21 protein-coding genes and 1 pseudogene are annotated in these 25,834 nt (G+C 69.4%); 10 read left to right on the top strand and 12 right to left on the bottom strand.

Annotation, left to right across the window (positions count from 1 at the left end; genetic code table 11):
* Positions 1-93: 93 nt before the first annotated feature.
* The 4 genes from ACGFSB_RS18965 to ACGFSB_RS18950 form a co-directional block, all read right to left on the bottom strand.
* Complete coding sequence (locus tag ACGFSB_RS18965) at positions 94-1,629, bottom strand: GntP family permease (protein WP_393400310.1); 1,536 nt, start codon at positions 1,627-1,629, stop codon at positions 94-96.
* 134 nt (positions 1,630-1,763) lie between these two features.
* Entirely contained in the window at positions 1,764-2,177 is a 414-nt protein-coding gene (locus tag ACGFSB_RS18960) for a RidA family protein (protein WP_393400308.1), read from the bottom strand.
* A gap of 7 nt (positions 2,178-2,184) precedes the next feature.
* Positions 2,185-2,943 (bottom strand): IclR family transcriptional regulator, encoded by a 759-nt coding sequence (locus ACGFSB_RS18955; protein WP_393400306.1) that lies wholly within the window; start codon positions 2,941-2,943, stop codon positions 2,185-2,187.
* A complete protein-coding gene (locus ACGFSB_RS18950; protein WP_393401149.1) occupies positions 2,940-3,932 on the bottom strand; it encodes a sugar kinase in 993 nt (330 codons plus the stop codon). The genes ACGFSB_RS18955 and ACGFSB_RS18950 overlap by 4 nt, the downstream gene beginning before the upstream one ends.
* Positions 3,933-4,170: 238 nt before the next feature.
* On the opposite strand from ACGFSB_RS18950, the gene ACGFSB_RS18945 reads away from it, so the two are divergent.
* Together ACGFSB_RS18945 and ACGFSB_RS18940 are read left to right on the top strand one after the other, a co-directional pair.
* Positions 4,171-5,478 carry an amino acid deaminase gene (locus ACGFSB_RS18945; protein ID WP_393400304.1) on the top strand — a complete coding sequence of 436 codons (1,308 nt, stop codon included), beginning with the start codon at positions 4,171-4,173 and terminating at the stop codon, positions 5,476-5,478.
* Between the two features lie 313 nt (positions 5,479-5,791).
* Entirely contained in the window at positions 5,792-7,402 is a 1,611-nt protein-coding gene (locus ACGFSB_RS18940; protein WP_393400302.1) for an amidohydrolase family protein, read from the top strand.
* A gap of 52 nt (positions 7,403-7,454) precedes the next feature.
* Here ACGFSB_RS18940 and ACGFSB_RS18935 read toward each other — a convergent pair whose 3' ends face one another.
* From ACGFSB_RS18935 to ACGFSB_RS18920, 4 genes are all read right to left on the bottom strand, one after another.
* The gene (locus ACGFSB_RS18935; protein WP_393400300.1) at positions 7,455-8,345 is read right to left on the bottom strand and encodes a trypsin-like serine peptidase; all 891 of its coding nucleotides are present in this window, start codon (positions 8,343-8,345) and stop codon (positions 7,455-7,457) included.
* A 172-nt stretch (positions 8,346-8,517) separates the two neighbouring features.
* Entirely contained in the window at positions 8,518-9,408 is an 891-nt protein-coding gene (locus tag ACGFSB_RS18930; RefSeq protein ID WP_393400297.1) for a trypsin-like serine peptidase, read from the bottom strand.
* A 173-nt stretch (positions 9,409-9,581) separates the two neighbouring features.
* Positions 9,582-9,773 (bottom strand): hypothetical protein, encoded by a 192-nt coding sequence (locus tag ACGFSB_RS18925; protein ID WP_393400294.1) that lies wholly within the window; start codon positions 9,771-9,773, stop codon positions 9,582-9,584.
* 116 nt (positions 9,774-9,889) lie between these two features.
* Positions 9,890-11,131 carry an RNA-guided endonuclease InsQ/TnpB family protein gene (locus ACGFSB_RS18920; protein WP_393401147.1) on the bottom strand — a complete coding sequence of 414 codons (1,242 nt, stop codon included), beginning with the start codon at positions 11,129-11,131 and terminating at the stop codon, positions 9,890-9,892.
* 375 nt (positions 11,132-11,506) lie between these two features.
* Between ACGFSB_RS18920 and ACGFSB_RS18915 the strand changes: the two genes are divergently transcribed.
* Both ACGFSB_RS18915 and ACGFSB_RS18910 read left to right on the top strand, forming a co-directional pair.
* Positions 11,507-12,718: a pyridoxal phosphate-dependent aminotransferase gene (locus ACGFSB_RS18915; protein WP_393400292.1), complete on the top strand. Its 1,212-nt coding sequence runs from the start codon at positions 11,507-11,509 to the stop codon at positions 12,716-12,718.
* Positions 12,719-12,808: 90 nt separating this feature from the next.
* A complete protein-coding gene (locus tag ACGFSB_RS18910; RefSeq protein WP_393400289.1) occupies positions 12,809-13,249 on the top strand; it encodes a hypothetical protein in 441 nt (146 codons plus the stop codon).
* 238 nt (positions 13,250-13,487) lie between these two features.
* Here the strand turns inward: ACGFSB_RS18910 and ACGFSB_RS18905 are convergent, their stop codons facing one another.
* Positions 13,488-15,386 carry a phosphoenolpyruvate carboxykinase (GTP) gene (locus ACGFSB_RS18905; RefSeq protein ID WP_393400286.1) on the bottom strand — a complete coding sequence of 633 codons (1,899 nt, stop codon included), beginning with the start codon at positions 15,384-15,386 and terminating at the stop codon, positions 13,488-13,490.
* A 306-nt stretch (positions 15,387-15,692) separates the two neighbouring features.
* On the opposite strand from ACGFSB_RS18905, the gene ACGFSB_RS18900 reads away from it, so the two are divergent.
* From ACGFSB_RS18900 to ACGFSB_RS18890, 3 genes and pseudogenes are all read left to right on the top strand, one after another.
* Positions 15,693-16,415 carry a hemolysin III family protein gene (locus tag ACGFSB_RS18900; RefSeq protein ID WP_393400284.1) on the top strand — a complete coding sequence of 241 codons (723 nt, stop codon included), beginning with the start codon at positions 15,693-15,695 and terminating at the stop codon, positions 16,413-16,415.
* Between the two features lie 78 nt (positions 16,416-16,493).
* Positions 16,494-17,342: pseudogene (locus tag ACGFSB_RS18895) on the top strand (MFS transporter); the annotation flags it as partial.
* A complete protein-coding gene (locus ACGFSB_RS18890) occupies positions 17,339-17,959 on the top strand; it encodes a TetR/AcrR family transcriptional regulator (protein WP_393400282.1) in 621 nt (206 codons plus the stop codon). The pseudogene ACGFSB_RS18895 and the gene ACGFSB_RS18890, both read left to right, overlap by 4 nt.
* A 91-nt stretch (positions 17,960-18,050) precedes the next feature.
* Here the strand turns inward: ACGFSB_RS18890 and ACGFSB_RS18885 are convergent, their stop codons facing one another.
* Positions 18,051-20,087: a thioredoxin domain-containing protein gene (locus ACGFSB_RS18885; protein WP_393400279.1), complete on the bottom strand. Its 2,037-nt coding sequence runs from the start codon at positions 20,085-20,087 to the stop codon at positions 18,051-18,053.
* Between the two features lie 165 nt (positions 20,088-20,252).
* Here ACGFSB_RS18885 and ACGFSB_RS18880 point away from each other — a divergent pair, with 165 nt between their 5' ends.
* The gene (locus ACGFSB_RS18880) at positions 20,253-23,456 is read left to right on the top strand and encodes a tetratricopeptide repeat protein (protein ID WP_393400277.1); all 3,204 of its coding nucleotides are present in this window, start codon (positions 20,253-20,255) and stop codon (positions 23,454-23,456) included.
* On the opposite strand, the gene ACGFSB_RS18875 is transcribed toward ACGFSB_RS18880, so the two are convergent.
* A complete protein-coding gene (locus ACGFSB_RS18875) occupies positions 23,453-23,665 on the bottom strand; it encodes a hypothetical protein (protein ID WP_393401144.1) in 213 nt (70 codons plus the stop codon). The genes ACGFSB_RS18880 and ACGFSB_RS18875 overlap by 4 nt on opposite strands.
* A 19-nt stretch (positions 23,666-23,684) precedes the next feature.
* Complete coding sequence (gene mca / locus ACGFSB_RS18870; RefSeq protein WP_393401142.1) at positions 23,685-24,545, bottom strand: mycothiol conjugate amidase Mca; 861 nt, start codon at positions 24,543-24,545, stop codon at positions 23,685-23,687.
* A 135-nt stretch (positions 24,546-24,680) separates the two neighbouring features.
* Here mca and ACGFSB_RS18865 point away from each other — a divergent pair, with 135 nt between their 5' ends.
* Positions 24,681-25,103 carry a DUF4307 domain-containing protein gene (locus tag ACGFSB_RS18865; protein ID WP_393400274.1) on the top strand — a complete coding sequence of 141 codons (423 nt, stop codon included), beginning with the start codon at positions 24,681-24,683 and terminating at the stop codon, positions 25,101-25,103.
* 202 nt (positions 25,104-25,305) lie between these two features.
* The gene (greA, locus tag ACGFSB_RS18860) at positions 25,306-25,803 is read left to right on the top strand and encodes a transcription elongation factor GreA (RefSeq protein WP_393400271.1); all 498 of its coding nucleotides are present in this window, start codon (positions 25,306-25,308) and stop codon (positions 25,801-25,803) included.
* Positions 25,804-25,834 lie beyond the last annotated feature (31 nt).

Genomic DNA, 25,834 nt, shown 5'->3' with positions numbered 1-25,834 from the left:
CCACGGGGTCACGCGTCCGGGCCCCGTGCCGCGTAACGGCACAGGGCCCGGACGAGAAGGCCGGAATCCTCGGACTTCAGCCCGAGGAGCAGGTCAAACGAACAGACTCACCACGGCAGCCACCGCGAACCCGGCCACCGACAGCACCGACTCAAGCACCGTCCACGTCTTCAACGTGTCCCGCTCCGAGATCCCGAAGTACTTCGCGACCATCCAGAAGCCGCCGTCATTGACGTGCGAGGCGAAGATCGAGCCCGCCGAGATGGCCATGATGACCAGGGCGACGAAGGCCTGGGAGTGGTCGCCCTCGGCGAGCAGCGGGGCCACGATGCCCGCCGTCGTCACGATCGCCACCGTCGCCGAACCCTGGGCGACACGCAGGACCAGGGAGAGCAGGTAGGCGAGGACGATGATGGGCAGGCCCACGTCCTGGAACGTGTCGGAGAGGGCCTTGGCCACGCCGCTCGCCTTGAGGACCGCGCCGAAGATGCCGCCCGCGCCGACCACGAGCAGGATGTTGCCGACCGGCTTGAGGGATGAAGTCGACACCGTCTCAAGGGACTTGCGCGACCAGCCGCGGCGGATACCGAGCAGGTAGTACGCCATGAGCAGGGCGATCGTCAGGGCCACGAACGGGCTGCCGAAGAACTCGATGACGCTGCGGAGCGATTGGGGTATCCCCTGCTCGGAGCCTGTCGAAGAGCTTGGGGAAGGGTCGAAGGCGATCGACGAGAAGGTCGCGAGGAGGATCAGGAACAGCGGCGTACCGATGATCGCGAAGACGATGCCGAGCGGCACCGGCTTCTCACGGGGCTCCACGCCCGCCGCACGCTGCTCGGCCACGACCGCGGCCTTCGCCTCGTCGGCGGCCTCGACCATGTCCTGCGGTACGGGTACGAAGATGCGCTTGCCGATCCACGCCGCGTAGCCCCAGGCCGCGATGACGGCCGGGATGCCGCAGACGATGCCCATCAGGATGACCCAGCCGAGGTCCACGTGCAGCAGCCCTGCCGCGGCCACCGGGCCGGGGTGCGGGGGCAGGAACGCGTGGGTCATCGACAGGCCCGCGAGCAGGGGCAGGCAGTAGATCAGGATCGACTTGCCGCTGCGCTTGGCGGCGGCGTACACGATCGGCGCGAGGACGAAGATGCCGACGTCGAAGAAGACCGGGATGCCGAAGATCAGGCCGGTGAGGCCCATCGCCAGTGGGGCGCGCTTCTCACCGAAGAGGCCGAGCAGGCGGGACGCCAACACCTCTGCGCCGCCCGACACTTCGAGTATCGCGCCGAGCATCGTACCGAGGCCGATGATGATCGCCACATGGCCGAGGATGCCGCCCATGCCGGACTCGATGACGGAGACCGCGTCGGACTTCTGGACCGTGCCGAAGAGTTCGGTGACGGAGAGACCGGCCGAGAGGCCGACGACTATGGAGACCGCGAGCAGCGCCACGAAGGGCTGGAGCCTGATCTTGATGATCAGGAAGAGGAGGAGCACGATGCCGAGCGCGGCGACGGTCAGCAGGCCTGCCGTGCCGTCGATCAGGGTGAGGATTCCGCCCGTGTGGGGTGGCTCCTCGGCGGGGGCGGCGGCCGCGAGCGCGGCGAAGGGGGACGGAGACGGGGACATCTTTGACCTCGTAAGTGCATGGGGCTTTCAGGGCAGGGAGGATCGCGGCGCGGCGCCCGAAGGGGGGAGATGGACGCCGCGCCGTGACGACGTACGGCTTGCGGGAGGTTGTTCAGTTCAGCGGGTGCGCTGCGTCAGCTCAGGACGGCGAGCGCGTCGATCTCGATGAGCAGGCCCGCCGGGAGGCCGACGTAGACCGTGGTGCGGGCCGAGGCGGGGGCCTTGAGGCCCTGCTCCTCGAAGTACGCGTTGTAGATCTCGTTCATCTCGGCGAAGTGGTCGACGTCCGTGAGGTAGACGCGCATCATCATCACGTCGTCCCAGGTCGCGCCGCCCTCTTCGAGGATGGCCTTGACGTTGGCGAACGTCTGGAGGGTCTGCTCGCGCAGGGTCGGGCCCGCGGGGGTGGGGGCCTTGCCCTCCTGTGCCGGAAGGAAGCCGACCTGACCGGCGACCTGAAGGATGTTGCCCTTCTTCACGCCGTGGGAGAACTTCGCGGGCGGGGTGGTGTGCGTGGCCGGGGTGAGGCCGGTCTTCTCGGTGGTCATGGCGTGCTCAGGCTTCCTTGAGGGGTGACTTGCCGGAGTACTCCCGGCTGATGGCGTCCGCCGTACGGCGCACCAGCGGGAGCAGCGTGAGGAGTTCCTCGGCGGTGACGACGACATTCGGCGCGGAGACCGACATGGCGGCGACGACCCGTCCGTCCGCACCGCGGATGGGGGCCCCGGCGCAGTTGATGGACTCCTCGTGACCACCGAGGTCGGTGGCCCAGCCCTGTTCGCGTACGGCGCTGAGCTCCTTGAGGAACGCGGCGGCGTTGGGTGTCGAACGGGACGTGTACGTGGGGTAGTCGAGCTTCTCCGCGATGGCGCGGCGCTCGGCTTCGGGAAGGTCGGAGAGCAGCAGCTTGGCGACGGCGGCGACCGTGATCGCCACCGGCTTCCCGATGCGCGAGTACATCCGCACCGGGTAGCGGCTCTCGACCTTGTCGATGTAGAGGACTTCCTGCTCCTCGTAGACCGCGAGATGGACCGTGTGCCCGCACTTCTCGTTGAGCGCGAGGAGGTGGGGGTGCGCGATCTCGCGTACGTCGAGGTTCTCGACGGCCTCCTGGGCGAGCGCGAAGAGGCGGGCGCCGAGGCGGTAGCGCTGGTCGGACTGGCGGTAGACCAGGCCGTGTTCGTGGAGCGTGCGCAGGAGCCGCAGGGCGGTGGACTTGTGCACTTCGAGGCGCTCGGCGACCTGACCGAGGTCGGCGGGGCCTTCGGCGAGCAGCGGCAGGATGGACAGGGCGCGGTCGACGGTCTGGCTCATGACGTAAGTACCTCCTGCGCGGCCTCGTCCCCTGCTGCTGTCCAGCCGGGGACGAGGTGCAGTCTCCCCCAGGCGGACGCGTCGAGGGCTGCGAGGCGGTCGGCGTGGCCCCGGGAAGGGGGCGTGGCGAGGTCGCCGGGGACGGTGAGGGCGGCGGCGGCCATGAGGTGGCCGTGGCGTAGGCGCTGCCCCACGGGGAGCCCCCGCAGGGTCGCGGACAGGAACCCGGCGGCGAAGGCGTCACCGGCGCCGACAGCCGCGACGACGTCGACGCGGGGTGCGGGCTCCTCGTACCGCGTGCCCCTGCTGCCGTAGGCGACGGCGCTGTCCGCACCCCGCTTGACGACGAGGAGCTGCGGCTCGGGCAGGGCGGCGCGGATCGCGTCGGGGCCGCCGGTGATGCCCCAGGCTTCGGCGGCCTCGTCCTCGCCGACGAAGACGAGGTCGGCGCCGCGGGCGAGGTCGAGGAGGACGGCCGGGCCTTCGCCCGTCGCTCCGCTCCAGAGACCGGGGCGGTGGTTGACGTCGAACGACACAAGGGGGCGGCCGGGGCGGGGTGCGGTCAGCTCGCGCAGGAGCGCGAGGCAGTCCGCGGAGAGGGCGGCGGTGATGCCGGAAAGGTGCAGGATGCGGCCGGCGTCCAGGGCCTCTCGGTCCACGCTGCGCGGCGCCATCGCGGAGGCGGCGGAGCCCGCGCGGTAGTAGAGGACCTCGTGGGCGTCGGTGTCGCGGTCGTCGGCGGTGCGGAAGTAGATGCCGGTGGGGCGGTGCGGGTCGCGTCCGACGGCCGTCGTGTCCACTCCGTAGCGGGCGATCGCCTCCACGAGGTGGTCCCCGAAGCCGTCGGCGCCGACGCGGCTGACCCAGCGGGTGCGGTGCCCGGCCGCCGCGAGGGCGCAGGCGACGTTGGACTCGGCGCCGCCGATTCCGCGATCGAAGGAGGGCACGTCGGCGAGGCGCCCGGCGCGGGAGGGCAGGAACGTGACCATGGACTCGCCGAGCGCCACGACGTCCACTGCGGCCGGCGCGGTCTGCACGGCTGGCGCGGCCTGCACGGCATCCGCTGCCTGCACGCCCTGCACGGCCTCTGCGGTCACGATCTTTCCTGCCCCTCAACCGACTGTCCGGATCCGTTGACCCGGCGTTGGCTCGGATGTTAGACAGCAGTAAGCGACATACGCAATGACCGTTGCATACTCTGCAACGCACCTTTTCGAGGAGGCGCTCATGGCCGCCGACGACGCCGTCGACACCGCCGCCGACCGACTTGCCCGGGAGCTCGACCAGCTCACCGAAGAGCGGGTCGACCACCGTTTCAAGGGCCTGCCGCCGGACGCGGAGGGCCTGACGGTCGGCGAGCTCGCGGCCCAGCGCCGGAACCTCTTCACGGACGGTTTCACCACCCCCGTCCTCGCGCTCTCCGCCGAGCGCCTGGAGCACAACCTCGCGCTGATGGAGACGTACTCCGAGCGGCACGGCCTCGCCTTCGCCCCGCACGGCAAGACGTCCATGGCACCCCAGCTCTTCGCGCGCCAGCTGGAGCGCGGCGCCTGGGGCATCACGCTCGCGGTGCCGCACCAGGTGCGGGTGGCGCGGGCCTACGGCATCGAGCGGATCTTCCTCGCCAATGAACTGGTGGACGCGGCGGCGCTGCGGTGGCTCGCGGCCGAGCTGGACTCCGATCCCGCCTTCCGCTTCATCTGCTACGTCGATTCCGTACCCGGTGTCGCCCTGATGGACGCGGCTCTGCGCGGGGCGGGCGCGACGCGTCCTGTCGATGTCGTGGTGGAGCTCGGCGCGGGCGAGGGGGCGCGCACCGGGGTACGTACGGAAGACGAGTGCGTCGAGATCGCGAACGCGGTCGCCGCGGCGGACACGCTGCGACTCGTGGGGGTCGCCGGGTACGAGGGCGAGGTGCCGGACGCGACGCCGGAGCGCGTGCGTGCCTGGCTCGGGCGGCTGACCGCGCTCGCTGTCGAGTTCGACAAGGCGAACCGGTTCGCGGACCTGGACGAGATCGTCGTCAGCGCGGGCGGCAGCGCGTGGTTCGACGCGGTGGCGGACGTCTTCGCGGAGATCCCCGAACTCTCCGTCCCCGTACTGAAGTTGCTGCGTTCGGGTGCGTACGTCTCGCACGACGACGGTCACTATCGTCACCTCACGCCGTTCAACCGCGTCCCGGAGGAGGGTGCGCTGCACCCCGCCTTCCGCCTCTGGACGCAGGTGGTTTCCCGGCCCACGTCGGAACAGGCGTTCACGAACGCGGGCAAGCGGGACGCGGCGTACGACATCGACCTTCCGGAAGCGCAGGTCGTCCACCGGGACGGGGTGGACCGGCCCGCCACCGGGGTCACGGTCACCGGGCTCTCCGACCAGCACGGGTGGGTCCGGACGACCCCGGAGGCGGATCTCGCCGTCGGCGACTGGATCGGCCTCGGCCTCTCGCACCCGTGCACCTCCTTCGACAAGTGGCAGCTGATTCCTCTGGTCGAGGCGGACGGCACGGTCACGGATTACATCCGCACCTATTTCTGACCGGCCAGACCAAAGCCGCCGCTTCGCGGCGAATCTCTCCCACCCACCCGCCCGATTGCCCCGCGGTGAAGGGGGGGGAGGGAGGGACCGAGGCGGACTACCCCACAAGTGACGGTCACCGACGGCGGCTCGCCCCTACGGGCGCCACCCCACAAGTGACGGTCGCCGACGGCGGCTCGCCCCCCACACACACAAGGGCCACCCGCACCCGGCGACGAAAGCCGCACGGGTGGTGCGGGTGGGAACAACATCCCGGCCGGAGGCCGGGTGCACCACACATAACGCGCAGCCAAGCGAAGAGAGAGGCACCCCCATGGACTTGGTGATCCGAGACGCACGCGTCATAGACGGCACCGGAGGTGCCTCTTACCGAGCCGACATCGGCGTACACGAAGGGCGGATCACCGAGATCCGCAAGGAGGGCGAAGGCCCCCGGCTGGCCGGGGCCAAGACAGTGGACGCCCAAGGCCTAGCGCTAGCGCCCGGTTTCATCGACATGCATGCCCACAGCGACCTCGCCCTCCTCCGCGACCCGGACCACAGCGCGAAGGCCGCGCAAGGCGTGACCCTGGAGGTCATCGGCCAGGACGGGCTCAGCTACGCCCCCGTCGACGACCGCACCCTCGCCCAGGTCCGCCAGGCCATCACCGGCTGGAACGGCGACGGCAGTGACATCGACTTCGACTGGCGCACGGTCGGCGAGTACCTGGACCGCCTCGACCGCTCCCACGGCGGCCAGGGCATCGCCGTGAACGCCGCCTACCTCGTCCCCCAGGGCACCGTCCGCATGTACGCGCTCGGCTGGGACGACCGCCCCGCGACCCCCGCCGAGGTCGACCGCATGAAGCAGCTCGTCGCCGAAGGCATGGAGCAGGGCGCGGTCGGCATGTCATCGGGCCTCACCTACACCCCCGGCATGTACGCCGACGACTCCGAACTCACCGAGCTCTGCAAGGTGGTGGCCCAGTACAACGGCTACTACTGCCCCCACCACCGCAGTTACGGCGCCGGCGCCCTCCAGGCGTACGAGGAGATGGTGGACCTCACGCGCACCGCGAACTGTCCGCTCCACCTCGCGCACGCCACCATGAATTTCGGCGTGAACAAGGGCAAGGCGCCCGACCTCCTGGCGCTCCTCGACGACGCGCTCGCCCGCGGCGCGGACATCACCCTCGACACGTACCCCTACACCCCCGGCTGCACGACCCTCGTCGCCATGCTGCCCAGTTGGGCGAGCGAGGGCGGCCCCGACGCGATTCTCACCCGGCTCCAGGACGACGAGACCGCCGAGAAGATCCGCCACCACATGGAGGTCATCGGCGCCGACGGCTGTCACGGCGTACCGATGGAGTGGGACTGGATCGAGATCTCCGGCGTCTCGGACCCCGCTCTCGCCTCCTTCGTGGGCAAAACCGTCGCCGAGTCGGCCCGGCAGCGCGGCGAAGAGCCTTGGGTCACCGCCCGCCGCCTCCTCATCGACGACAAGCTGGGGTCCACGATCCTCCAGCACGTCGGCCACGAGGAGAACGTCCAGGCGATCATGCGCCACCCCGTGCACACGGGCGGCAGCGACGGAATCCTCCAGGGCTTGAAGCCGCACCCGCGCGCGTACGGCACGTTCCCGCAGTACCTCGGCCGTTACGCACGGGACCTCGGCGTCCTCACCCTCGAAGAGTGCGTCGCCCACCTCACCGGGCGCCCGGCGGCCCGCCTCCGCCTCCCCGACCGGGGCATCGTCCGCGAGGGCTACCGCGCCGACCTGGTCCTCTTCGACCCGGAGACGGTCGCGGCGGGCTCGACCTTCGACACCCCCCGCACCCTTCCCACCGGCATCCCGCACGTCCTGATCGACGGCAAGTTCGTGATGGAGGACGGACGGCGCACGGACGTCCTGGCGGGGCGGTCGGTGCGCCGGGCTCGCTAGGTGGCGGGGGCTCGCTAGGTGGCGGGGCCTCGGCAGCTGCCGCAGGCGCCCGCTACCTCCGGGCGGCGGCCGGTCGCGGCAGCTTGCAGCCCTTCCGGCCGAGGTCGATCTTGCTGTTGTCTCCGACGCACGGCACGATCCCGTACGTCTCCTGGGCGTAGTTGATGCCCTTGCGGACCGTCACCTTGCCGTTCCGGTCCACCTCACAGGGGTTGTTGAGGGTGCAGCGCTCGCCGTCCTCGTTCCCCGTGTTGTTGACGGCGGTGACCTTGCCGGTCGTGTGGTCGATCACCGGTGAGCCCGAAGTGCCGCCGATCGTCTGGCACTCGGGGGTGTAGCGGACCGAGTCCTTCCAGGTCCACTCGCCCTCCTTGAGGCGGTACACGAACCCGTCGATCTTGCAGGTGTACGTCTTCTTCCAGTACCCGGAGACGACCGTGATGTCCCGCCCCTTGACCGGATGGGCGTCATCGATCTCCAGCGCCTTGATGCCGTACTTCTTCTGGATCGCGCCGTAGCTGGTGGTGAGTTGGTACAGCGAGATGTCGGTGTCGGTCATCGTCGCGTACGAGACCTTGCTCGCCTTGAGCGTCGCCTTCGCGGCACCGGCCGCGTCGAGGAGCTTGAAGGTGCGGGTGGACGGCTGGTCGACGATGACTTCGCCCGCTGTCGGGAAACCGGTCTCCAGACAGTGGCCGTTGGAGAGGACGAGCGCGGGATCGTCCGCCTTCGACTGCGGCATACGGACGACGGAGCCCGAGCAGTTGCTGAGCGCGACGGTGCCCGCGAAGTCGACGCTCTTCTTCGCGACCGCCTTGTCCGCCTTGTCTGCCTTGTCTGCGGCTTGCGCCGCCGGTGCGCTGTCCGGTGCCGCGATCGCCGGTGCGGAGCCGAACCCTACGAGGGTGAGGGCGAGTAACCCGCCCGCGAGAGCCTTCTTCATCTGTGGAGCCCCCCTTGTAGCTGTGCGTAGCTGTGCCCTGTGTGGTTGTCATGGGCATTCTTCGGGGGCCCACGGATAAGGGACAAGGGGCGAGAACCCTTGCATTTCGCCGGGTTCGCATGACACGGCGGGGGCGACCCCCAGAGGGCCGCCCCCGCCGCGGTCGCAAGGCTTACGGCTTCGGCAGCTCGCAGCCCTCGCGGCTCAGGTCGATCTTGCTGCCCGCCCCGACACACGGCACGATTCCGTACGTCTCCTGGGCGTAGTTGATGCCCTTGCGGACCGTCACCTTGCCGTTCTCATCGACCTCGCACGGGTTGTTGTCCGTGCACTCCTGGCCGTCCTCGTTACCGGTGTTGTTGACGGCGACGACCTTGCCGGTCTCGTCATCGATCACCGGTGAGCCTGAAGTGCCGCCGATCGTCTGGCAGTCGGAGGTGTAGCGGACCGAGTCCTTCCAGGTCCAGTTCCCCTCCTTGAGGCGGTACGCGAAGCCGTCGATGCTGCACTTGTACAGCTTCTTCCAGTAGCCGGAGGCGACGGTGATGGCCCGCCCCTTCTCGGGGTGCGCCGCGTTCAGCTCAAGGGCCTTGATGCCGAACTTGCTCTCGATCTCGCTGTAGGTGCTGGTGAGTTCGTAGAGCGATACGTCGGTGTCCGTCATCGTCCCGTAGGCGACCTTGCTCGCCTTGACCGTTCCGGCGTCGCCACCGCTGGCGTCCAGGAGTGTGAAGCTCCGCGACGACGGCTTGTCGATGACGACCTCACCGGGCCCCGGGAAGCCGCTCTCCAGGCAGTGGCCGTTGGACATCACGAGCGCGGGGTCTTCGGGCTTCGAGTCCGGCACGCGGACGACGGAGCCGGAGCAGTTGCTCAGCGCCACCGTCCCGGCGAAGTCAACTGCCTTGTGCTTCCCGGACTTTGCGGGCTTCTGCGTGGTCTGCTGCGTTTGCTGCGTCTGCTTCGCGGGCGCCTGGGCGCCCGTACTCACAGCCGTCGCGGGAGCCGCCGTCGCGCCGAGAAGCGCTGCGGCGAATATCGCGCCGACGAGAGGCTTGTTCATGTGGGGGGTCCCCTCTGGTGACTATGTGACCGAAGTTGCTTCGGTTTTGTCATGCGCATTGTTGAGGTAGTCGGCCGCGAGGACAAGACCACAAACGGACACAACTGACCGCTGACAGGACACCCTCCGGGCATTCCCCAGAACTCCAGGGACATTTCCGGGACATTCCCGACTCAGCAGCGCGTCGACGTGCCCGTCTGGTTGGTGAGGTTGTCGTTGGACATCCAGCCCGATGTGTTCGTGCCCTCCACCCGGACGTAAGTCCAGTTGTTCCCATACGCGTTGACGATCGAGCAGTGGTACCAGAGCTTCGTGCCGTTCTTGGCCAGCTTGACGGCCGAGCAGGTCTGATAGGGCCCGCTCACGATGTAGTAGCTCCCCGACATGTAGCCGTACGTCCCCGGGTTCGGATCCGAGTGGGCTCTGCCCTGAAAGACATAAGATTGAAGTGCTCTCCCTCGTGAACGGGGGAGATTCCTGTCTACCTTGCGGTGGCGGGCTTGACGCCACGGGGACGCCTGACGACTGCCCTTCCGGCAGCCGGGATGAGCGCGTGGCCCATCCGGTACAGGTGCAAGACGTTGCGGCCTGCGTTGTGGTCGGCGTTGCCGGACCAGCCGCAGTGGGGGTTCTTGCACACGAACGTGGCCTGGTCCTGACGGCTGCCCGGTGTGGTGAACCCACAGGCCGAGCAGCGTTGGGAGGTGCCGGGGGCGGGGACCTTGTGCAGGGTGCCGCCATGACGGGCGGTCTTGTACGTCAGCATCGTCACGGTGCGGCCCCATGCCTCTTGGCTGATGGAGCGGTTCAGGCCGGACTTCTGGGCGACGTTCTTCCCTGGTTTCTCGATGGTGCCCTTGGCGGACTTGACCATGTTCGTGATGGTGAGTGCTTCGACCACGACGGTGCCGTACTGCTGGGCGATGGTGGTGGTGGTCTTGTGCTGCCAGTCAACGGCGCGGCGCGTGGCTCTTGCGCGCAGCTGCTTGATCTGGTCGTAGGTGTGCTGCAAGCGGCGGGAGGCCTTCTCGCCGTGCTTGCGGTGCTGCTTACGCTGGGCGGCACGCCGCTCCAGGCCCAGCAGTTTGGCCTTCTCGTGTGGGTTCAGCCACTTGTCCCGGTCGGCCTTCCCATCGGGGAGACGGGGCGGCCGGCCGTGGTTGTGGTGGTTGCCGTCGGAGAGGGCCAGGGGCAGGTTCACCCCGGCATCGATGCCGACCTCCGGGCCGGTGTGTGGCTCCGGCGTGGCCTCAAGGGTCTGGACGCGGAAGGCGATGTGCCAGCCGAGTGCGTCCTTGACCAGCCGCGCCCCAGTGATCCGGTTGCTGGTGTCGGCCCGCTTGCCGACGGGCAGGTTCTTGGTCCAGCGGAAGCGGACACGTCCGATCTTGGGAATGTTGGCCATGCCCCAACGGCGGTGCACACGGGTGATGTTCAGGTCCCGGCCCTGCGGGATGTCCACCGACATCACCGTGCGGCAGCGGGCCTTGAAGTTCGGTGCGTGGGCGCGGCCGTCCCAGCAGTTCTTCCACGCCTGGAAGTACGTCTTGAGCACGGCCTGCGCGGCCTGAGCGGGCAGTGCGCGAAGCCAGTCGATCTCCTTGCGGGCCTGACGGATCGCCACGTCGGCCGCGGCCAGGTTCCGCTTCTCCTTGGGGAGCATCGTCCACCAGTCGTGCAGACAGTTCCACACAGTGCGGGCCGCGTGCGCCTGGTCGTCCATGAGCCGGATCTGCGCGGGCGTCAGCGCCAGTCGGGCGCGATGCCCGAAGTGCCGCTTCTCCTGAACACGTTCCGTACTCACGCGGTCACCATATCTTTTGGTTCATGTCACCACGATGGAATCCAAATCCCGATGTCCGCACTGGCCGTCACGTTGTGCACAACCTCCCCCGCGAACAGGCGAGTACTACGCAAGATCAACGGTAGGGGTACGAACACTCAGTGCGAGGCCTATGGCCAAGGGTTGGGGCGGGCTGTGCGCCGGGCGCCCCGGTCCCGCGGCGCAGACCCCCGCGCAGACCCCCGCGGCCGGACGTGGCCCGACGTGGCGGAAAACACGAGGCGGGTCCCGTTACGCGCCCGTAAGCTCGCGGACATGCAGGTCATCCAGTCGACGAAGCTCGCCAACGTCTGTTACGAGATCCGGGGCCCGGTGCTCGAGGAGGCGATGAGGCTGGAGGCAGCGGGACACCGCATCCTCAAGCTCAACACCGGCAATCCCGCCGCCTTCGGGTTCGAGTGCCCGCCCGAGATCCTTGAGGACATCCTCCGCAACGTCGGCGACGCGCACGGCTACGGAGACGCGAAGGGGCTGCTCGCCGCCCGCCGCGCGGTGGTCATGCACAACCAGACCCTCGGCATCGAGACCGACGTCGAGCACGTCTTCATCGGCAACGGAGTCTCCGAGCTCATCGTCATGGCCATGCAGGGCCTGCTCGACGACGGCGACGAGGTCCTCGTACCGGCGCCGGACTATCCCCTCTGGACGGCGGCGGTCTCGCTCTCCGGCGGCACGGCCGTGCACTACCGCTGCGACGAGCAGGCGGACTGGATGCCGGACCTCGCCGACATCGAGCGCAAGGTGACCGACCGCACCAAGGCGCTCGTGATCATCAACCCGAACAACCCGACCGGCGCCGTGTACAGCGAGGAGATGCTGCGCGGGCTCACCGACATCGCCCGGCGCCACAATCTCCTGGTCTGCTCGGACGAGATCTACGACAAGATCCTCTACGACGACGCGGTCCACACCCCGACCGCCTCCGTCGCCCCCGACCTCCTCACCCTCACCTTCAACGGCATGTCGAAGGCGTACCGGGTGGCCGGATACCGCGTCGGCTGGGTGGCGATCTCAGGCCCGAAGGCGCACGCGTCCTCGTACATCGAGGGTCTGACGATCCTCGCCAACATGCGCCTGTGCGCGAACATGCCCGGCCAGCACGGCGTGGTCGCCGCGCTCAGCGGGCGGCAGACGATCAACGATCTCGTCCTGCCGGGCGGCCGGCTCGTGGAGCAGCGCGACACGGCGTACGACCTCCTCACGCAGATCCCCGGCGTGAGCTGCGTGAAGCCGAAGGGGTCGCTCTACCTCTTCCCGCGGCTCGACCCGAAGGTCTTCAAGATCAAGGACGATCGCCAGATGGTGCTCGACCTGCTGCGCGCCGAGAAGATCATGGTCGTCCACGGCACCGGCTTCAACTGGCCGGAGCCCGATCACTTCCGGGTCGTCACACTGCCCACGGCGACGGACCTGACCGAGGCCGTGACCCGGATCGGGAACTTCCTGGACGGCTACAGCCAGCACTAGGACCTCTCGACGTCCAGGAGCAGCTCGGCTCAACTTTAGACAGAATCTAATGTAGGATGGCTTTCAAGCTACCCGCCAGGAGGCCATCCCATGTACGAGCCGATCCGCACCAAGTCGGTCCATGCCATGGCCGACCCCGGCGACTTCCCGCACCGCTCGCGCGGTGAGGAGCTGGACATCCAGCTCGCCGCACACCTGGCCGCACTGCTCGCCGTCACGGACGAGCTGCGCGCCCTCGCGCCCGCCACCGACCTCGACGCCGCCGCGGAGCAGCTGGCGTCCGAAGTGGCCCGGCTGCGCGGCGGCCTTCCGCCCGTCCGCTCGGCCGTGGTCACCGCGATCCTCCCCCACAGCTCAACACGTGGGAGGTACCCCCAGCCGCACCTCACCGCCCTCCACCAGCGCGCCCACGCCCTCGCGGGCCGCGCCCTGGTGGTGGCCGCATCCCGCGCGGACACGGCGGCGGCGATCCTCGCGGCTCAGCGCATGGACGCGCACGAAGGCGCGGACCGGCTGGTCAGCACCCACTGAGCTGCCGCGAGGGCTGCTCGCTCGGCTGCGGGTGCGTCGTGGCTGGGCGCGCAGTTCCCCGCGCCCCTTCGGGGCGCGGCCCATGAACGGCCCCGGTCCGAACGCCTCGAGGCCTTCGGACCGGGAGCCACCTACCCGTTCACACCGCTCAACCCGTTCATGCCGCTGAGCACGCGGAAGGGCCCCGCACGCCATTGTGCGGGGCCCTTCCGGCGTACGCGGGATCTGTCCCAGCCGTCTAGCCGAGACGCTGCACCAGGGCGCGGTACTCGTCCCACAGTTCCTTGGGCGTGTGGTCGCCGAAGGTGTTCAGGTGCTCGGGGACCAGCGAGGCCTCGTCGCGCCAGACCTCCTTGTCGACCGTGAGCAGGAACTCCAGGTCGTCCTTGGCCAGGTCGAGGCCCTCGGTGTCCAGCGAGTCGACCGTCGGCAGGATACCGATGGGGGTCTCGACGCCCTCGGCCTTGCCGTCGAGGCGCTCCACGATCCACTTCAGGACGCGGCTGTTCTCACCGAAGCCGGGCCATACGAACTTGCCGTCCGCGTTCTTGCGGAACCAGTTCACGTAGTAGATCTTCGGGAGCTTCGACTGGTCGGGCTTGTCCGCGCCGACCTTGACCCAGTGGGCCATGTAGTCGCCCATGTTGTAGCCGCAGAAGGGCAGCATCGCGAACGGGTCGCGGCGCAGCTCGCCGACCTTGCCCTCGGCGGCAGCGGTCTTTTCGCTCGCCACGTTCGCCCCGAGGAAGACGCCGTGCTGCCAGTTGAAGGACTCGGTCACCAGCGGCACGGCCGAGGCACGACGGCCGCCGAAGAGGATCGCCGAGATCGGCACGCCCTTGGGGTCCTCCCACTCGGGCGCGATGATCGGGCACTGCGATGCGGGCGTGGTGAAGCGGGCGTTCGGGTGGGCCGCCGGACGGTATCCATTTGCTTCGCGGGCGGACTCGGGGGTCCAGTCGTTGCCCTTCCAGTCGGTGAGGTGGGCCGGAGTCTCCTCCGTCATGCCCTCCCACCAGACGTCGCCGTCGTCCGTCAGCGCGACGTTCGTGAAGACCGAGTTGCCCCACAGGGTCTTCATGGCGTTGGCGTTGGTGTGCTCGCCGGTGCCGGGCGCGACGCCGAAGAAGCCGGCCTCGGGGTTGATCGCGTACAGCTGGCCGTCCTCGCCGAAGCGCATCCAGGCGATGTCGTCACCGATGGTCTCGACCGTCCAGCCGCGGACCGTCGGCTCCAGCATGGCGAGGTTGGTCTTGCCACAGGCGGAGGGGAAGGCGGCAGCGACGTACTTCGACTCACCCTGCGGGGGCGTGAGCTTGAGGATGAGCATGTGCTCGGCCAGCCAGCCCTCGTCGCGGGCCATGACGGAGGCGATGCGCAGGGCGTAGCACTTCTTGCCGAGCAGGGCGTTGCCGCCGTAGCCCGAGCCGTACGACCAGATCTCGCGGTCCTCGGGGAAGTGCGAGATGTACTTCGTGGAGTTGCAGGGCCACGGCACGTCGGCCTCGCCCGCCTCCAGCGGCGCGCCGAGCGTGTGGACGGCCTTCACGAAGAAGCCGTCCTCGCCGAGCTCGTCCAGGACGGCCTGGCCCATGCGGGTCATGGTGCGCATGGAGACCGCGACGTACGCGGAGTCGGTGATCTCGACGCCGATCGCGGAGAGCGGCGAGCCGACCGGGCCCATGCAGAAGGGCACGACGTACATGGTGCGCCCGCGCATGGAGCCGCGGAAGACACCGCCCTTGCCGTCGGAGCCGGAGCCGGAACCCTGGAAGATCTCCCGCATCTCGGCGGGGGCTTTCCAGTGGTTGGTCGGGCCCGCGTCCTCTTCCTTCTCGGAACAGATGAAGGTGCGGTCCTCGACACGCGCGACGTCGGTCGGGTCGGAGGCCGCGTAGTACGAATTCGGGCGCTTGATCGGGTCGAGCTTCTTGAAGGTGCCCTTGGCCACGAGCTCCTCGCACAGGCGCTCGTACTCGGCCTCGGATCCGTCGCACCAGACCACGCTGTCCGGCTGCGTCAGTTCGACGATCTCGCTCACCCAGGACACGAGGTCCTGGTGATTGGTGGGAACGGTGCCCAGGGACTCGGAGAGAAGGGACTCAGAGAGAAGGGGAGCCGCGATGTCGCGCGCCACGATTGCTCCTATACGAGGGGTTTATAGGTTTGTTGCCCCGTGGGGGCTGCGACCCGGACGCTTCACGTGTTCCCTCTGGCGCTCATCCGGTGCCGACCGCACTCATTTGATCATCCGACGTATCCGCGCATATGTCCAGAGGGCCTCACACCTGAGCGGCGTGAGCATCGCCACTCGCAGACGTCGGCTTCCGTACGCGAATCCGTCACTTGTACGCTCAGGTATCACCGTGAGCATCGCCACTTATGGACAGGTGCCACGCCAGGACTGATACCTAACTTACGGTTGCGTAGGTACGATGCCGATATGACCGTCCCCGCCCCTGACGCGATCACGAACACCCCGGCCACAAGCCCCGATTCGTCCGCGCTCGCCGCCGCTCTGCCACTCGACGAAGTGAAGCCGAAGATGCGGGGCTGGCTGCACGCGGGCATGTTCCCGGCGGTGCTCGTCTCCGGCCTGGTGCTCACCGCGCTCACGGAATCCACCCGCGGCCGGATCGCCGTCGGCATCTACGTCCTGAGTGCCTGCCTGCTCTTCGGAGTGAGCGCGATCTACCACCGGGGCACGTGGGGCCCGCGCGCGGACGGCGTGCTGCGCAGGCTCGACCACGCCAACATCTTCCTGATCATCGCGGGCACGTACACCCCGCTGACGATGCTGCTGCTGCCCGACTCCAAGGGGCAGTGGCTGCTCTGGGGCGTATGGGGCGCGGCGGTGGCAGGCATCCTCTTCCGGGTCTTCTGGGTCGGCGCCCCGCGCTGGCTCTACACCCCTTGCTACATCGCGATGGGCTGGGCGGCGGTCTTCTTCCTGCCCGACTTCCTGCGTGCGGGCGGCATCGCCGTCCTGGTCCTTGTGATCGTGGGCGGACTGCTCTACAGCGCGGGCGGCGTGATCTACGGAATCAAGCGCCCCAACCCGTCCCCGCGCTTCTTCGGCTTCCACGAGGTCTTCCACTCGCTGACGCTGGCCGCGTTCGCGGTGCATTACGTGGGGATCTCGCTGGTGGCGTACCAGCACGGGTAGCCCTCCACCCCTCCCTCCTCTCTCCTTATGGCCGCGGCTTTCGAGCCGCGGCCATTTGCGTACGCGGACAGACTCAGGATCATCGAGGCACCCGTACGCGGCTGGGGCGACCCCCTGGTCCTGGGCATGTTCGGCGGCGCGGCCGTGCTGATCGCCGCGCTCGTCCTGCGGGAACGGAACATGCCGCGCCCGATGCTCGACATGTCGCTGCTCCGCAACCGCGGCTTCGTCCTGAACATGCTCGCGGCGACGCTCGTCCTGTTCGTCCTGTCGGGGCTGATGTTCGTGCTCCCGCAGTATCTACAGGCGGTCCTCGGCTATGACGCCTTCGGCACCGGTGTGCGGATGCTGCCGATGATGGGCGGTCTCCTTGTCGCCGCGAAGGGCGCGGAGCCTGTTGTGCGCCGCTTCGGACCGCGCGCGGTGATCAGCGGCGGGCTCGTCGTCCTCGCCTTCGCGGCGATCCTCGGCAGCCGTACGACGATCGACTCCGGCTACGGCTTCACCGCCCTGTGGCTCTCCATCGCCGGGCTCGGCTTCGGTTTCGCCGTCGTACCGTCCATGGACTCGGCCCTCGGGGCGCTCCCCGTCGACCGCGCGGGATCGGGCACAGGGCTCCTGATGACGGTGCGGCAGGTGGGCAGCGCCATCGGGATCGCGCTGCTCGGCTCACTCCTCGCCGGGGTGTACGTCGACCGCCTCGACACCGCGGCCCTTCCGGCCGGGGCCGCGGACGCGGCGGGCGATTCGGTGGTGGCCGCCCACGCGGTCGCCGCCCGGCTCGGGTCCTCGCGGCTCACCGACTCCGCCGACGCGGCGTACATCGACGGCATGGTGACGGTCCTGCTGGTGAGCGGTATCGCGGCCCTTGTCACGGCGCTCCTTGTCGCGCTGCTGCTGCCGAAGGCGGAGGATGCCCGACAATGAGAGCCATGACGGCCGCACATACGACCCAGCTGGGACAGCTCGGGCTTCGCGAACGGAAGAAGCTCAAGACCCGCATCGCGATCCGTGAGGCCACCTACCGGCTGATCGAGGAACAGGGGTACGACGCGACGACGGTCGAGCAGATCGCGGAGGCGGCCGAAGTCTCCCCGTCCACGGTCTTCCGCTACTTCCCGACCAAGGAGGACATCGTCCTCACGGACGAGTACGACCCGCTGCTCGAGGCCGAGCTGCGGGCGCGCCCCGCGGACGAGCCGATCGTGGAGTCCCTGCGGCACGTACTGCGCAAGGCGGTGGGCCTCACCTTCACCGAGGAGCCGGAGGTGTCACGCCTCCGTACCCGCCTGATGGTGGAGGTCCCCGCCGTGCGCTCCCGGATGCTGGAGAGCATGTCGGTCACCGGCAGGATGCTCTGCCGAGTCATCGCGGAACGCACCGGCCGCGACGCGGGGGATCTTGAGGTCAGGGTGTTCTCGATGGGCCTGATCGGCGCGCTCACGGAGGCGACGGCGTACTGGGCGGAGCATGGTCATGAGGATGACTTGGGAGGGTTGGTGGACCGCACGATGGATGCGTTGGCGGCGGGCTTCGGGACCTGAGAAATCACCGGCTTCGCCGAGTTCGTCGTCGTTCGTCGTCGTTCGTCGTCGTTCGTCCTCAACCGCCGGACGGGCTGAGAGGCGGAGCCCCTCAGCCCGACAACTTCGCCGCCAACTCCCCCGCATCAGTAGTAGGCGCATCACACACGAACCGTCGGCAGACATAAGCCGCAGGCAGCCCCTCCACAAGCCCCCTCCCCGCGAGCAGCGGAAGCTCATCGCCCCCCGCAGCGCCTACCGCGACCACAGCCCCGGGCGCGGCCCCCAGCAGCGCGGTGCGATGCAACTCCCCGCCCACCGGGCCGACGACGGCCACCTCGCGAGGACCGTCCAGCGCCGCCTCCGCAACAGCGAGCCCATGCCCGATGAAGCGAGGCACCCGAGGCCCGAGCCCCTTCACCACCCCCAACGCCCTCTCCGCCGCGAGGCGATGCGGCTCAGCACCGGTCTGTGCCGCGTACGAAAGCAGCGCCCCCGCAGCCGCCGTCCACCCGGACGGCACCGCGTTGTCCGTAGGATCTTGCGGCCGCCGGATCAACCGCTCCGCGTCCGCCGCCGTGTCGTACAGGGACCCGGACTCCTCATCCACGAACTGACCGAGCACATGATCGAGCAGGAACCCGGCGAACTCGAGCCACACGCCCTCCCCCGTCACGGAGGCCAGCGCGAGGAAGCCCTCGGCTACATCGGCGTAGTCCTCCAACACGCCCGCGTTCGAGCCGACTTGACCGTCCTTGGACGTACGGGAGAGCCGCGCACGGTCGTCCATGTGCACCCGTACGAGAAGGTCCCCGGCGCACACCGCCGCCGCCACCAGATCGGGCCGGTCGAAGTACGCTCCCACCTCCGCGAGTGCGGCGATGGCGAGGCCGTTCCAGGCGGCGACGATCTTGTCGTCACGGCCGGGCGCGGGCCGCTCCCCGCGCGCCGCGAGCAACCGCTCCCGGATCGACGCAAGGCGAGAGGCGTCCGCCACCGCATCCCCGCCATCCGGCCCGCCCTCCGGGAGTTGAAGAACCGAAGCCCCCTCCTCGAACGTCCCCTCCTCCGTCACCCCGAAGCACGCGGCGGCGACCGCCGCATCCGCCTCGCCGAGGACGTCCCGCAGCTGCTCCGGCGTCCATACGTAGTACGCGCCCTCGACATGCGCGCCACTCACCGCGTCCTCGCTGTCCGCGTCGAGCGCCGAAGCGAACCCGCCCTCGTTCGTGCGCAGCTCCCGCACCAGGAAGTCCGCCGTCTCCAGGGCGACGCGCCGCGCGAGGTCCGAACCCGTGGCCCGCCACAGGTGGGCGTAGACCCGGCAAAGGAGCGCATTGTCGTACAGCATCTTCTCGAAGTGGGGCACCACCCACTCCCGGTCCACGGAGTAGCGCGCGAAACCGCCCGCCAGCTGGTCGTAGATGCCGCCGCGTGCCATCCGCTCGCAGGTGCCCGCCGCCATCTGGAGTGCGCCCTCCGAACCGGTGCGGGCGTAGTGCCGGAGGAGGAACTCGACGACCATGGACGGCGGGAACTTGGGCGCGCCGCCGAAGCCGCCGTGCGTCTCGTCGTAGTCCCGCGTCAGACCGAGCAGCGCCTGCGCGAGCTCGTCCTCGCCCGGCAGTTCGTCGGCGCCGAACGCCAGCTGGCGCTCCGCGAGGTCCCGCACGATCTTCCCCGCGACCTCGGCGACCTCGTCGCGCCGGTCCCCCCAGGCACGCCGGACCCCGTCGGCCACCTGCTGGAAGGAGGGCATCCCGTGCCGCGGCTCGGGCGGGAAGTACGTACCGAAGTAGAAGGGCTCGGCGTCGGGCGTCAGGAAGACCGTCATGGGCCAGCCGCCCTGTCCCGTCGCCGCCTGTACGGCCTCCATGTAGACGGCGTCGATGTCGGGCCGCTCCTCGCGGTCGACCTTGACGTTGACGAAGTGCTCGTTCAGGAAGGCGGCCGTGCCCGCGTCCTCGAAGGACTCGTGCGCCATGACGTGGCACCAGTGGCAGCTGCTGTACCCCACGCTGAGCAGCACAGGGACGCCTCGTTCCCGCGCCTGCGCGAAGGCCTCCGCCGACCAGGGCCACCAGTCGACGGGGTTGTCGGCGTGCTGAAGAAGGTAGGGGGACGTCTCATGGGCCAGTCGGTTCGGCATACCCCCCATCCTCGCTCACCCGGCCCGCCGATCCGGGGACTGTCCCACGTGATCCGGGGACTGTCCCACGTGATCCGCGGACTCCCTCGCGCCGGAGCGCCGTACGCAGGACACTTGTGACCGCAGGCCACTATTGCTTTCGGATGCTTTCGGAGGGGGACCCATATGCGGGACAGCCATCGGGCCGAAGCCGAGGGGCTGTTGGTGCGGGCGGTGGAGGAAGAGGTGCGCCGTTCCGGCGGGCGGATCGACGGGGGCGTCCTGCTCTCGCGGGCCCGGGGGGCGCTCGACGCCATGGGGCAGACCGCCGACGAGGAGTACGCCGCCTATACGCGGGCCGTGGACGAAGCGGCTGCCGGGCAGATCTCCTTCGGGCAGCGGTATGCCAAGGAGGGGGCGGGAACTCCCCTTCTGGTGGCTGTCGTTGCCGCAGTGGGGGCCTGCGTGGCCGACCTCTCGCTGGGGACCGGGGCCTCGACCGCCGTCGGTGCCGGTGCCGCCGTCGCCGTCGTCGGCGCGGCCACCACGGTCGTGAAGGTCACCGCATCCCATCTGCCCGCGGCCAGCCGCCGCGCCGGCGCCCTCAACCAGCCGGGCGGGCCCGAGCAGCTGCGCCTGGAGTGGCTGACAGCCCTTGAGGTGCGGGGCATCCGGCCCTTCATCGACCAGCAGCGGGTGCTTCAGGCCTCCGCGGGCACCTCGGCCGCGAAGAAGGCGGCGCCCCGACTGCGGGGCACGGACAAGAGCGCGGCGGCCCGCAGGCGTACGGTCCTGGAGCAGTCCTTCACTCAACTTCCCGAGCTGGAAGGGGCGTTCGTCGGCCGCCGCCCCGAGCTCGCCCGCGTCGCCCAGTGGGTGCACGCCGCGCGGGCCAGCACCGAGACCCGGCCCACCGTGGTCGTACTGCACGGCGCGCCGGGCTCCGGGCGCTCCTCGCTCGCCGTCCGTGCCGCGCACGATCTGCGGGACCAGTTCCGGGGCGCCTGCGTGGTGGACCTGCGGGGCGAGAGCTCCAAGACGCTGTCCACGCGGGACGCGCTCCTGCATCTGCTGAATCGATTGGGCGCCCCGCGCGAGCAGCTCCTGTTCCGGGAGCGTTCCTCGCAGGAGCAGCAGGTGAAGCGGCTCAGCGAGCTCTACCACCAGTATCTGACCGGCCTCGCGGTGACCGTCGTACTCGATGACGCGAGCGACCCGGAGCAGGTGTGCACCCTCGTGCCCGAGCGCTCCGACAGCCTCGTCATCGTCACCGCCCGCAAGCCCCTCGAACTCCCCGCCGACCTCCCCGCCTGGGTGCACCAGCTGCCGGTGGAGCCGCTGGACGCGGCGGGCGCCGAGGAGCTCCTGAGGGAGGCCGCGGAAGACTCCTCCGGGCCGTACGACGCCGAATCCGACGACGCCGTAAGGGAGTTGTGCGGCGGCCTGCCGCTCGCCCTGCGCGTCGCCGGGTCCTCGATCGGCGCACGCACACCGCGTCAGCTCGCCGCCGATCTCGCCGCCTACGGCCCTGTGGAGCCCGTCGAGCGCGTCCTGTGGCTGCGCTACACCGACCAGGCGGAGTCCGCGCGCCGCCTCCTGCGCAGGCTCGCCCTCGCCGGGCGCGCCTCCCTGGGCGCGGCAGCCGCCGCGGCGCTGCTCGGCGCCGACGAACAGGAAGCGGCCCGGCAGCTCTCCGCGCTCTCCCGCGCCGGCCTCATCGACCATGTGCGCGGCAGCCGCTACCGCCTGCACGATCTCGTACGTTCCTTCGCGCTCGCCCGCCTCATCGACGAGGAGGAGCCCACCGAACGCACGGCCGCGCAGGAACGGTTGATCGTCAGCTACGGCGAGCTCGCCAGTTCGGTGATCCGCCTGGTCGACGGCAAGATGTCGACGCGCGCGGGCCAGTTCGACGGGCACGGCTTCTCCTCGCTCGACGCGGCCCTGCGCTGGCTCGACGACGAGTCGAGCTTCATCACGGCGGCCCTGCGGCACGCGGAGGGCGTGAACCAGGAGGCGGTGCTCAGCCTCCTGGGCGCGCTGTGCGACTACTGCCTGCTGCGCGGCGATCTCTACCGCCTGGGCGAGATCAGCGAGCTGACGCAGGCCGTCGACCAGGGTCTGCTCACCCGGAACGTGCAGTGGCGCACAGGCATCGCGTCCCGGCAGCTCGGCGAGCTCGACCAGGCGCGGACGACCCTTTCGTCGGTCGTGGACCTGTACTTCGAGGCGCACCAGGACGCGGGCGCCGCCCTCGCCCTGTGCTCGCTCGGCATCACCCTGCACCACCAGGGCAATCTGACGGAGGCCGCGGCCCGCTTCGGTGAGGCACTCGACCTACAGAGCGCCGATGAGCTCGCGGGCGACCGCGCGTGGACGATGCACGCCCTCGCCGCGGTCGAGCGCGACCGCGCCCGGCTCGCCGAAGCTCTCCAGCTCTTGGAGTCCTCTCTCACCCTGCACCGCGAGAACGACTCCCTGCACGGCGAGGCGTGGGCGCACTTCCAGCTCGGCCAGCTGTGCCTGCGCATGGGCGACGTACCGCGCGCGGAGGAGCAACTGCGCGCCGCGCTCGACCTGTACGGGCGCACACGCGACGGACGCGGCGAGGCCTGGGCCCTTACGCAGCTGGCGCGGGCCCGCCTGGTGGACGGCGACGGGTCGGCCGCGGTGGACGGGCTCCGGCAGGCGGTCTCGCGGCACCGCGACAACGAGGACGCGCGCGGCGAGGCGTGGAGCGTCTACTACCTGGGCCAGGCCCTGGAGGAGGCGGGCAGTCTCGACCAGGCGGTGCGCGAGCTCGAGCGCTCGCGGACGATGTTCTCGCGGATGCGGGACGTGTACGGCCTGGCCTGCGCGCGGCACCATTCGGCGCGCGTGACCCGCGACCAGCGCGCCGCCCAGACGGGGTCGCTGCGCAACTCCGGCTTCGCCCGCCAGCTCCTGGTGGACGCCCGCGCCGACTTCCAGCGCATCGGCGTCGCGCACGGCGAGGCCTGGACGTGCCTGGAGCTCGCGGTCGTCGACGCGGGGAACACCCGCGCCCAGCAGGCGCTCGCCCTGTGCGACGAGGCCGCCGCGCTCTTCGCCTCGTACGGGGACCGCCGTGGCGAGGACTGGGCGCGCTTCCTGCGCTGCACCCTGCTGCCGTACGCGTCACCCGGCGGCTGGGAGATCGGCACCGCCGTCGCCCAGGAGGAGCTCAGCCAGCTGGCCCGCGCCCATCACCCGACGCGCGACGGCAAGCTGGCCGACTACATGGAGGCGTACGGCCTCCACCTGGAGCGCGGCGCCGACCTGGAGTCCGGCTGGCAGGCCTGGCGCCTGGGCATGGTGCCGAACCGTCACTCCCGAGAGGTGATGGGAGTGACGGTGGCGACAGCGGGCTAGCCCTTGCGGGGCCCGGCCCCGGAGGGCTTGCCCTCACCGGAGCCGGCCTCCGCGGGTTCCTTGAAGTCGACCTTCCGCATGTGCTTGCTCATCGACTTCATAAGCCCCCAGACGGCGAGAGCCATCACCGCGAAGACGATGAAGCCGAGAACACCCGGGGTCACCTTGTCATCGTCGACCTCTTTGGCGAGAGGGACGAGATGCGTCATTGCCAGATGTACGTTCACGCTAGGCATTGTCGCGGATGCCCGCAAAGAGGTCGTCCTCGGGGAGGGATGTATCGACGAGCGACTTCGCGAGCTCGTACTCCTCCGTGGGCCAGACCTCCTTCTGGAGCTCCATCGGCACCCGGAACCAGCCGCCCTCGGGGTCGATCTGCGTGGCGTGCGCGATCAGCGCCCTGTCCCGGACCTCGTAGAAGTCGGCGCAGGGAACATGCGTGGTCAGCGTGCGCTCGACCCGCTCGAACTCGTCCCACCGCTTGAGCCAGTCCTCGTACGGCGACTCCATGCCCCTGTCGAGCATCGCGTGGTGCAGGGCCTCGGTGCGCGGCCGGTTGAAGCCCTGGTTGTAGTAGAGCTTCTGCGGCTGGTGGACGGGCCCGAACTCGCTCTCCGGGTACTTCTCGCCGTCCGCGGCTCCGTCGAAGGCCACCATGGAGATCTTGTGGGTCATGATGTGGTCGGGGTGCGGATACCCGCCGTTCTCGTCGTACGTCGTGATGACCTGCGGACGGAAGGAGCGGATCTGCCGGACCAGCTCCCCGGCGGCCTTGTCGACGTCCTCGAGGGCGAAGCAGCCATCGGGCAGCGGCGGCAGCGGGTCGCCCTCGGGCAGACCCGAGTCGACGAAGCCGAGCCAGTCCTGCTTGACGCCGAGGATCTCGCGCGCCTCGTCCATCTCCTTCTTGCGCACCTCGTGGATGTGCTCCTGGATGTAGGTGTCCCCCTGGAGCTTGGGGTTGAGGATGTCTCCGCGCTCCCCACCCGTGCAGGTCACGACGTGCACGTCCACCCCCTCGGACACGTACTTGGCCATGGTGGCCGCGCCCTTCGACGACTCGTCGTCGGGGTGGGCGTGGACGGCCATCAGTCGCAGCTGCTCAGTCAAGACTCGATCCTCAGTGATCTGGCGCCCTCGGTCATCCGGCGCAATGTGCGGCTTCTATAGTGACGGAACCGGGGGACGGAAAATTCCGGCAGTCCCATTTCCTGGAGGACGATCATGACGGCCGTGAGCGACAAGCTCCCCGAGGGTCGATACGGCCACTCACGCCCGGCCGATGAGCGCTCGGCCGACGAGCGCGCCGACCGCAAGCTCAAGATCGTGGGCGCGGTCCTCGGTGCGGTCCTCCTGGTGATCGTCGGCTGGTTCGGCTACGACTACGTCTCCGGTACGAAGGTCAGCGGCGAAGTGATCAAGTTCGACGTCGTGTCGGACAGCGCGGTCGAGGTGCACCTCGAGGTGCGCAAGGACGCGGACGCGAACGGCTACTGCACCCTGCGCTCGCAGGCCGAGGACGGTGCCGAGGTGGGCCGCGCGGACTTCCGCTTCGACCAGGACACGGGCCGGATCGACAAGGTCGTGACGCTGCGCACGAAGGCGCGTGGCACGAGCGCCGAGCTGCTCGGCTGCCACAACGACTGACGCAACGGCTGGCACAGGCGTCACGTCAGGTGGTCGACGCCCCGGTCGCACCGGCCCTCACCTGCGTTGACGTATCTCTGATGGCTTATGTCCTCCCCCTCGCGCGCCGAAATTGTTAGGCTCGTGGTTTCGCCCACCCGTAAGGGAACATCCTTCTGGGTAGGGCGATGCTTTGTATTCCCAGTACCTACGAGGAGCACCTGTGACCCAGACCAGCGACAACGTCACCTGGCTGACCCAGGAGGCGTACAGCCAGCTCAAGGCCGAGCTGGAGTACCTGTCTGGTCCCGCGCGCACCGAGATCGCTACGAAGATCGCGGCTGCACGCGAGGAGGGCGACCTGCGCGAAAACGGCGGGTACCACGCGGCCAAGGAGGAGCAGGGCAAGCAGGAGCTCCGCGTCCGCCAGCTGACCCAGCTCCTGGAGCAGGCGAAGGTCGGTGAGGCACCGGCCGCGGACGGCGTGGTCGCGCCCGGCATGGTCGTGACGATTGCTTTTGACGGCGACGAGGACGACACCGTGACGTTCCTGCTCGCCTCGCGCGAGTACGCGAGCGCCGATATCGAGACGTATTCGCCGCAGTCCCCGCTGGGCAGCGGCGTGAACGGCAAGAAGATCGGCGAGGACGCGCAGTACGAGCTGCCGAACGGCAAGCTCGCCGCGGTGAAGATCCTTGAGGCGAAGCCCTACCAGGCCTGAGGCCCGCATCGGCGATACAGAAGGCCCCCCG

This window comes from Streptomyces sp. NPDC048441, from assembly GCF_043200235.1.
Classification (GTDB): domain Bacteria; phylum Actinomycetota; class Actinomycetes; order Streptomycetales; family Streptomycetaceae; genus Streptomyces.
This window is presented reverse-complemented; position numbering and strand designations above follow the sequence as displayed.

Coding starts and splice junctions, on each gene's coding strand:
- ACGFSB_RS18965 (WP_393400310.1), bottom strand. CDS start 1,629: ATGTCCCCGTCTCCGTCCCCCTTCGCCGCGCTCGCGGCCGCCGCCCCC.
- ACGFSB_RS18960 (WP_393400308.1), bottom strand. CDS start 2,177: ATGACCACCGAGAAGACCGGCCTCACCCCGGCCACGCACACCACCCCG.
- ACGFSB_RS18955 (WP_393400306.1), bottom strand. CDS start 2,943: ATGAGCCAGACCGTCGACCGCGCCCTGTCCATCCTGCCGCTGCTCGCC.
- ACGFSB_RS18950 (WP_393401149.1), bottom strand. CDS start 3,932: ATGGTCACGTTCCTGCCCTCCCGCGCCGGGCGCCTCGCCGACGTGCCC.
- ACGFSB_RS18945 (WP_393400304.1), top strand. CDS start 4,171: ATGGCCGCCGACGACGCCGTCGACACCGCCGCCGACCGACTTGCCCGG.
- ACGFSB_RS18940 (WP_393400302.1), top strand. CDS start 5,792: ATGGACTTGGTGATCCGAGACGCACGCGTCATAGACGGCACCGGAGGT.
- ACGFSB_RS18935 (WP_393400300.1), bottom strand. CDS start 8,345: ATGAAGAAGGCTCTCGCGGGCGGGTTACTCGCCCTCACCCTCGTAGGG.
- ACGFSB_RS18930 (WP_393400297.1), bottom strand. CDS start 9,408: ATGAACAAGCCTCTCGTCGGCGCGATATTCGCCGCAGCGCTTCTCGGC.
- ACGFSB_RS18920 (WP_393401147.1), bottom strand. CDS start 11,131: ATGGACGACCAGGCGCACGCGGCCCGCACTGTGTGGAACTGTCTGCAC.
- ACGFSB_RS18915 (WP_393400292.1), top strand. CDS start 11,507: ATGCAGGTCATCCAGTCGACGAAGCTCGCCAACGTCTGTTACGAGATC.
- ACGFSB_RS18910 (WP_393400289.1), top strand. CDS start 12,809: ATGTACGAGCCGATCCGCACCAAGTCGGTCCATGCCATGGCCGACCCC.
- ACGFSB_RS18900 (WP_393400284.1), top strand. CDS start 15,693: ATGACCGTCCCCGCCCCTGACGCGATCACGAACACCCCGGCCACAAGC.
- ACGFSB_RS18890 (WP_393400282.1), top strand. CDS start 17,339: ATGAGAGCCATGACGGCCGCACATACGACCCAGCTGGGACAGCTCGGG.
- ACGFSB_RS18885 (WP_393400279.1), bottom strand. CDS start 20,087: ATGCCGAACCGACTGGCCCATGAGACGTCCCCCTACCTTCTTCAGCAC.
- ACGFSB_RS18880 (WP_393400277.1), top strand. CDS start 20,253: ATGCGGGACAGCCATCGGGCCGAAGCCGAGGGGCTGTTGGTGCGGGCG.
- ACGFSB_RS18875 (WP_393401144.1), bottom strand. CDS start 23,665: ATGACGCATCTCGTCCCTCTCGCCAAAGAGGTCGACGATGACAAGGTG.
- mca (WP_393401142.1), bottom strand. CDS start 24,545: ATGGCCGTCCACGCCCACCCCGACGACGAGTCGTCGAAGGGCGCGGCC.
- ACGFSB_RS18865 (WP_393400274.1), top strand. CDS start 24,681: ATGACGGCCGTGAGCGACAAGCTCCCCGAGGGTCGATACGGCCACTCA.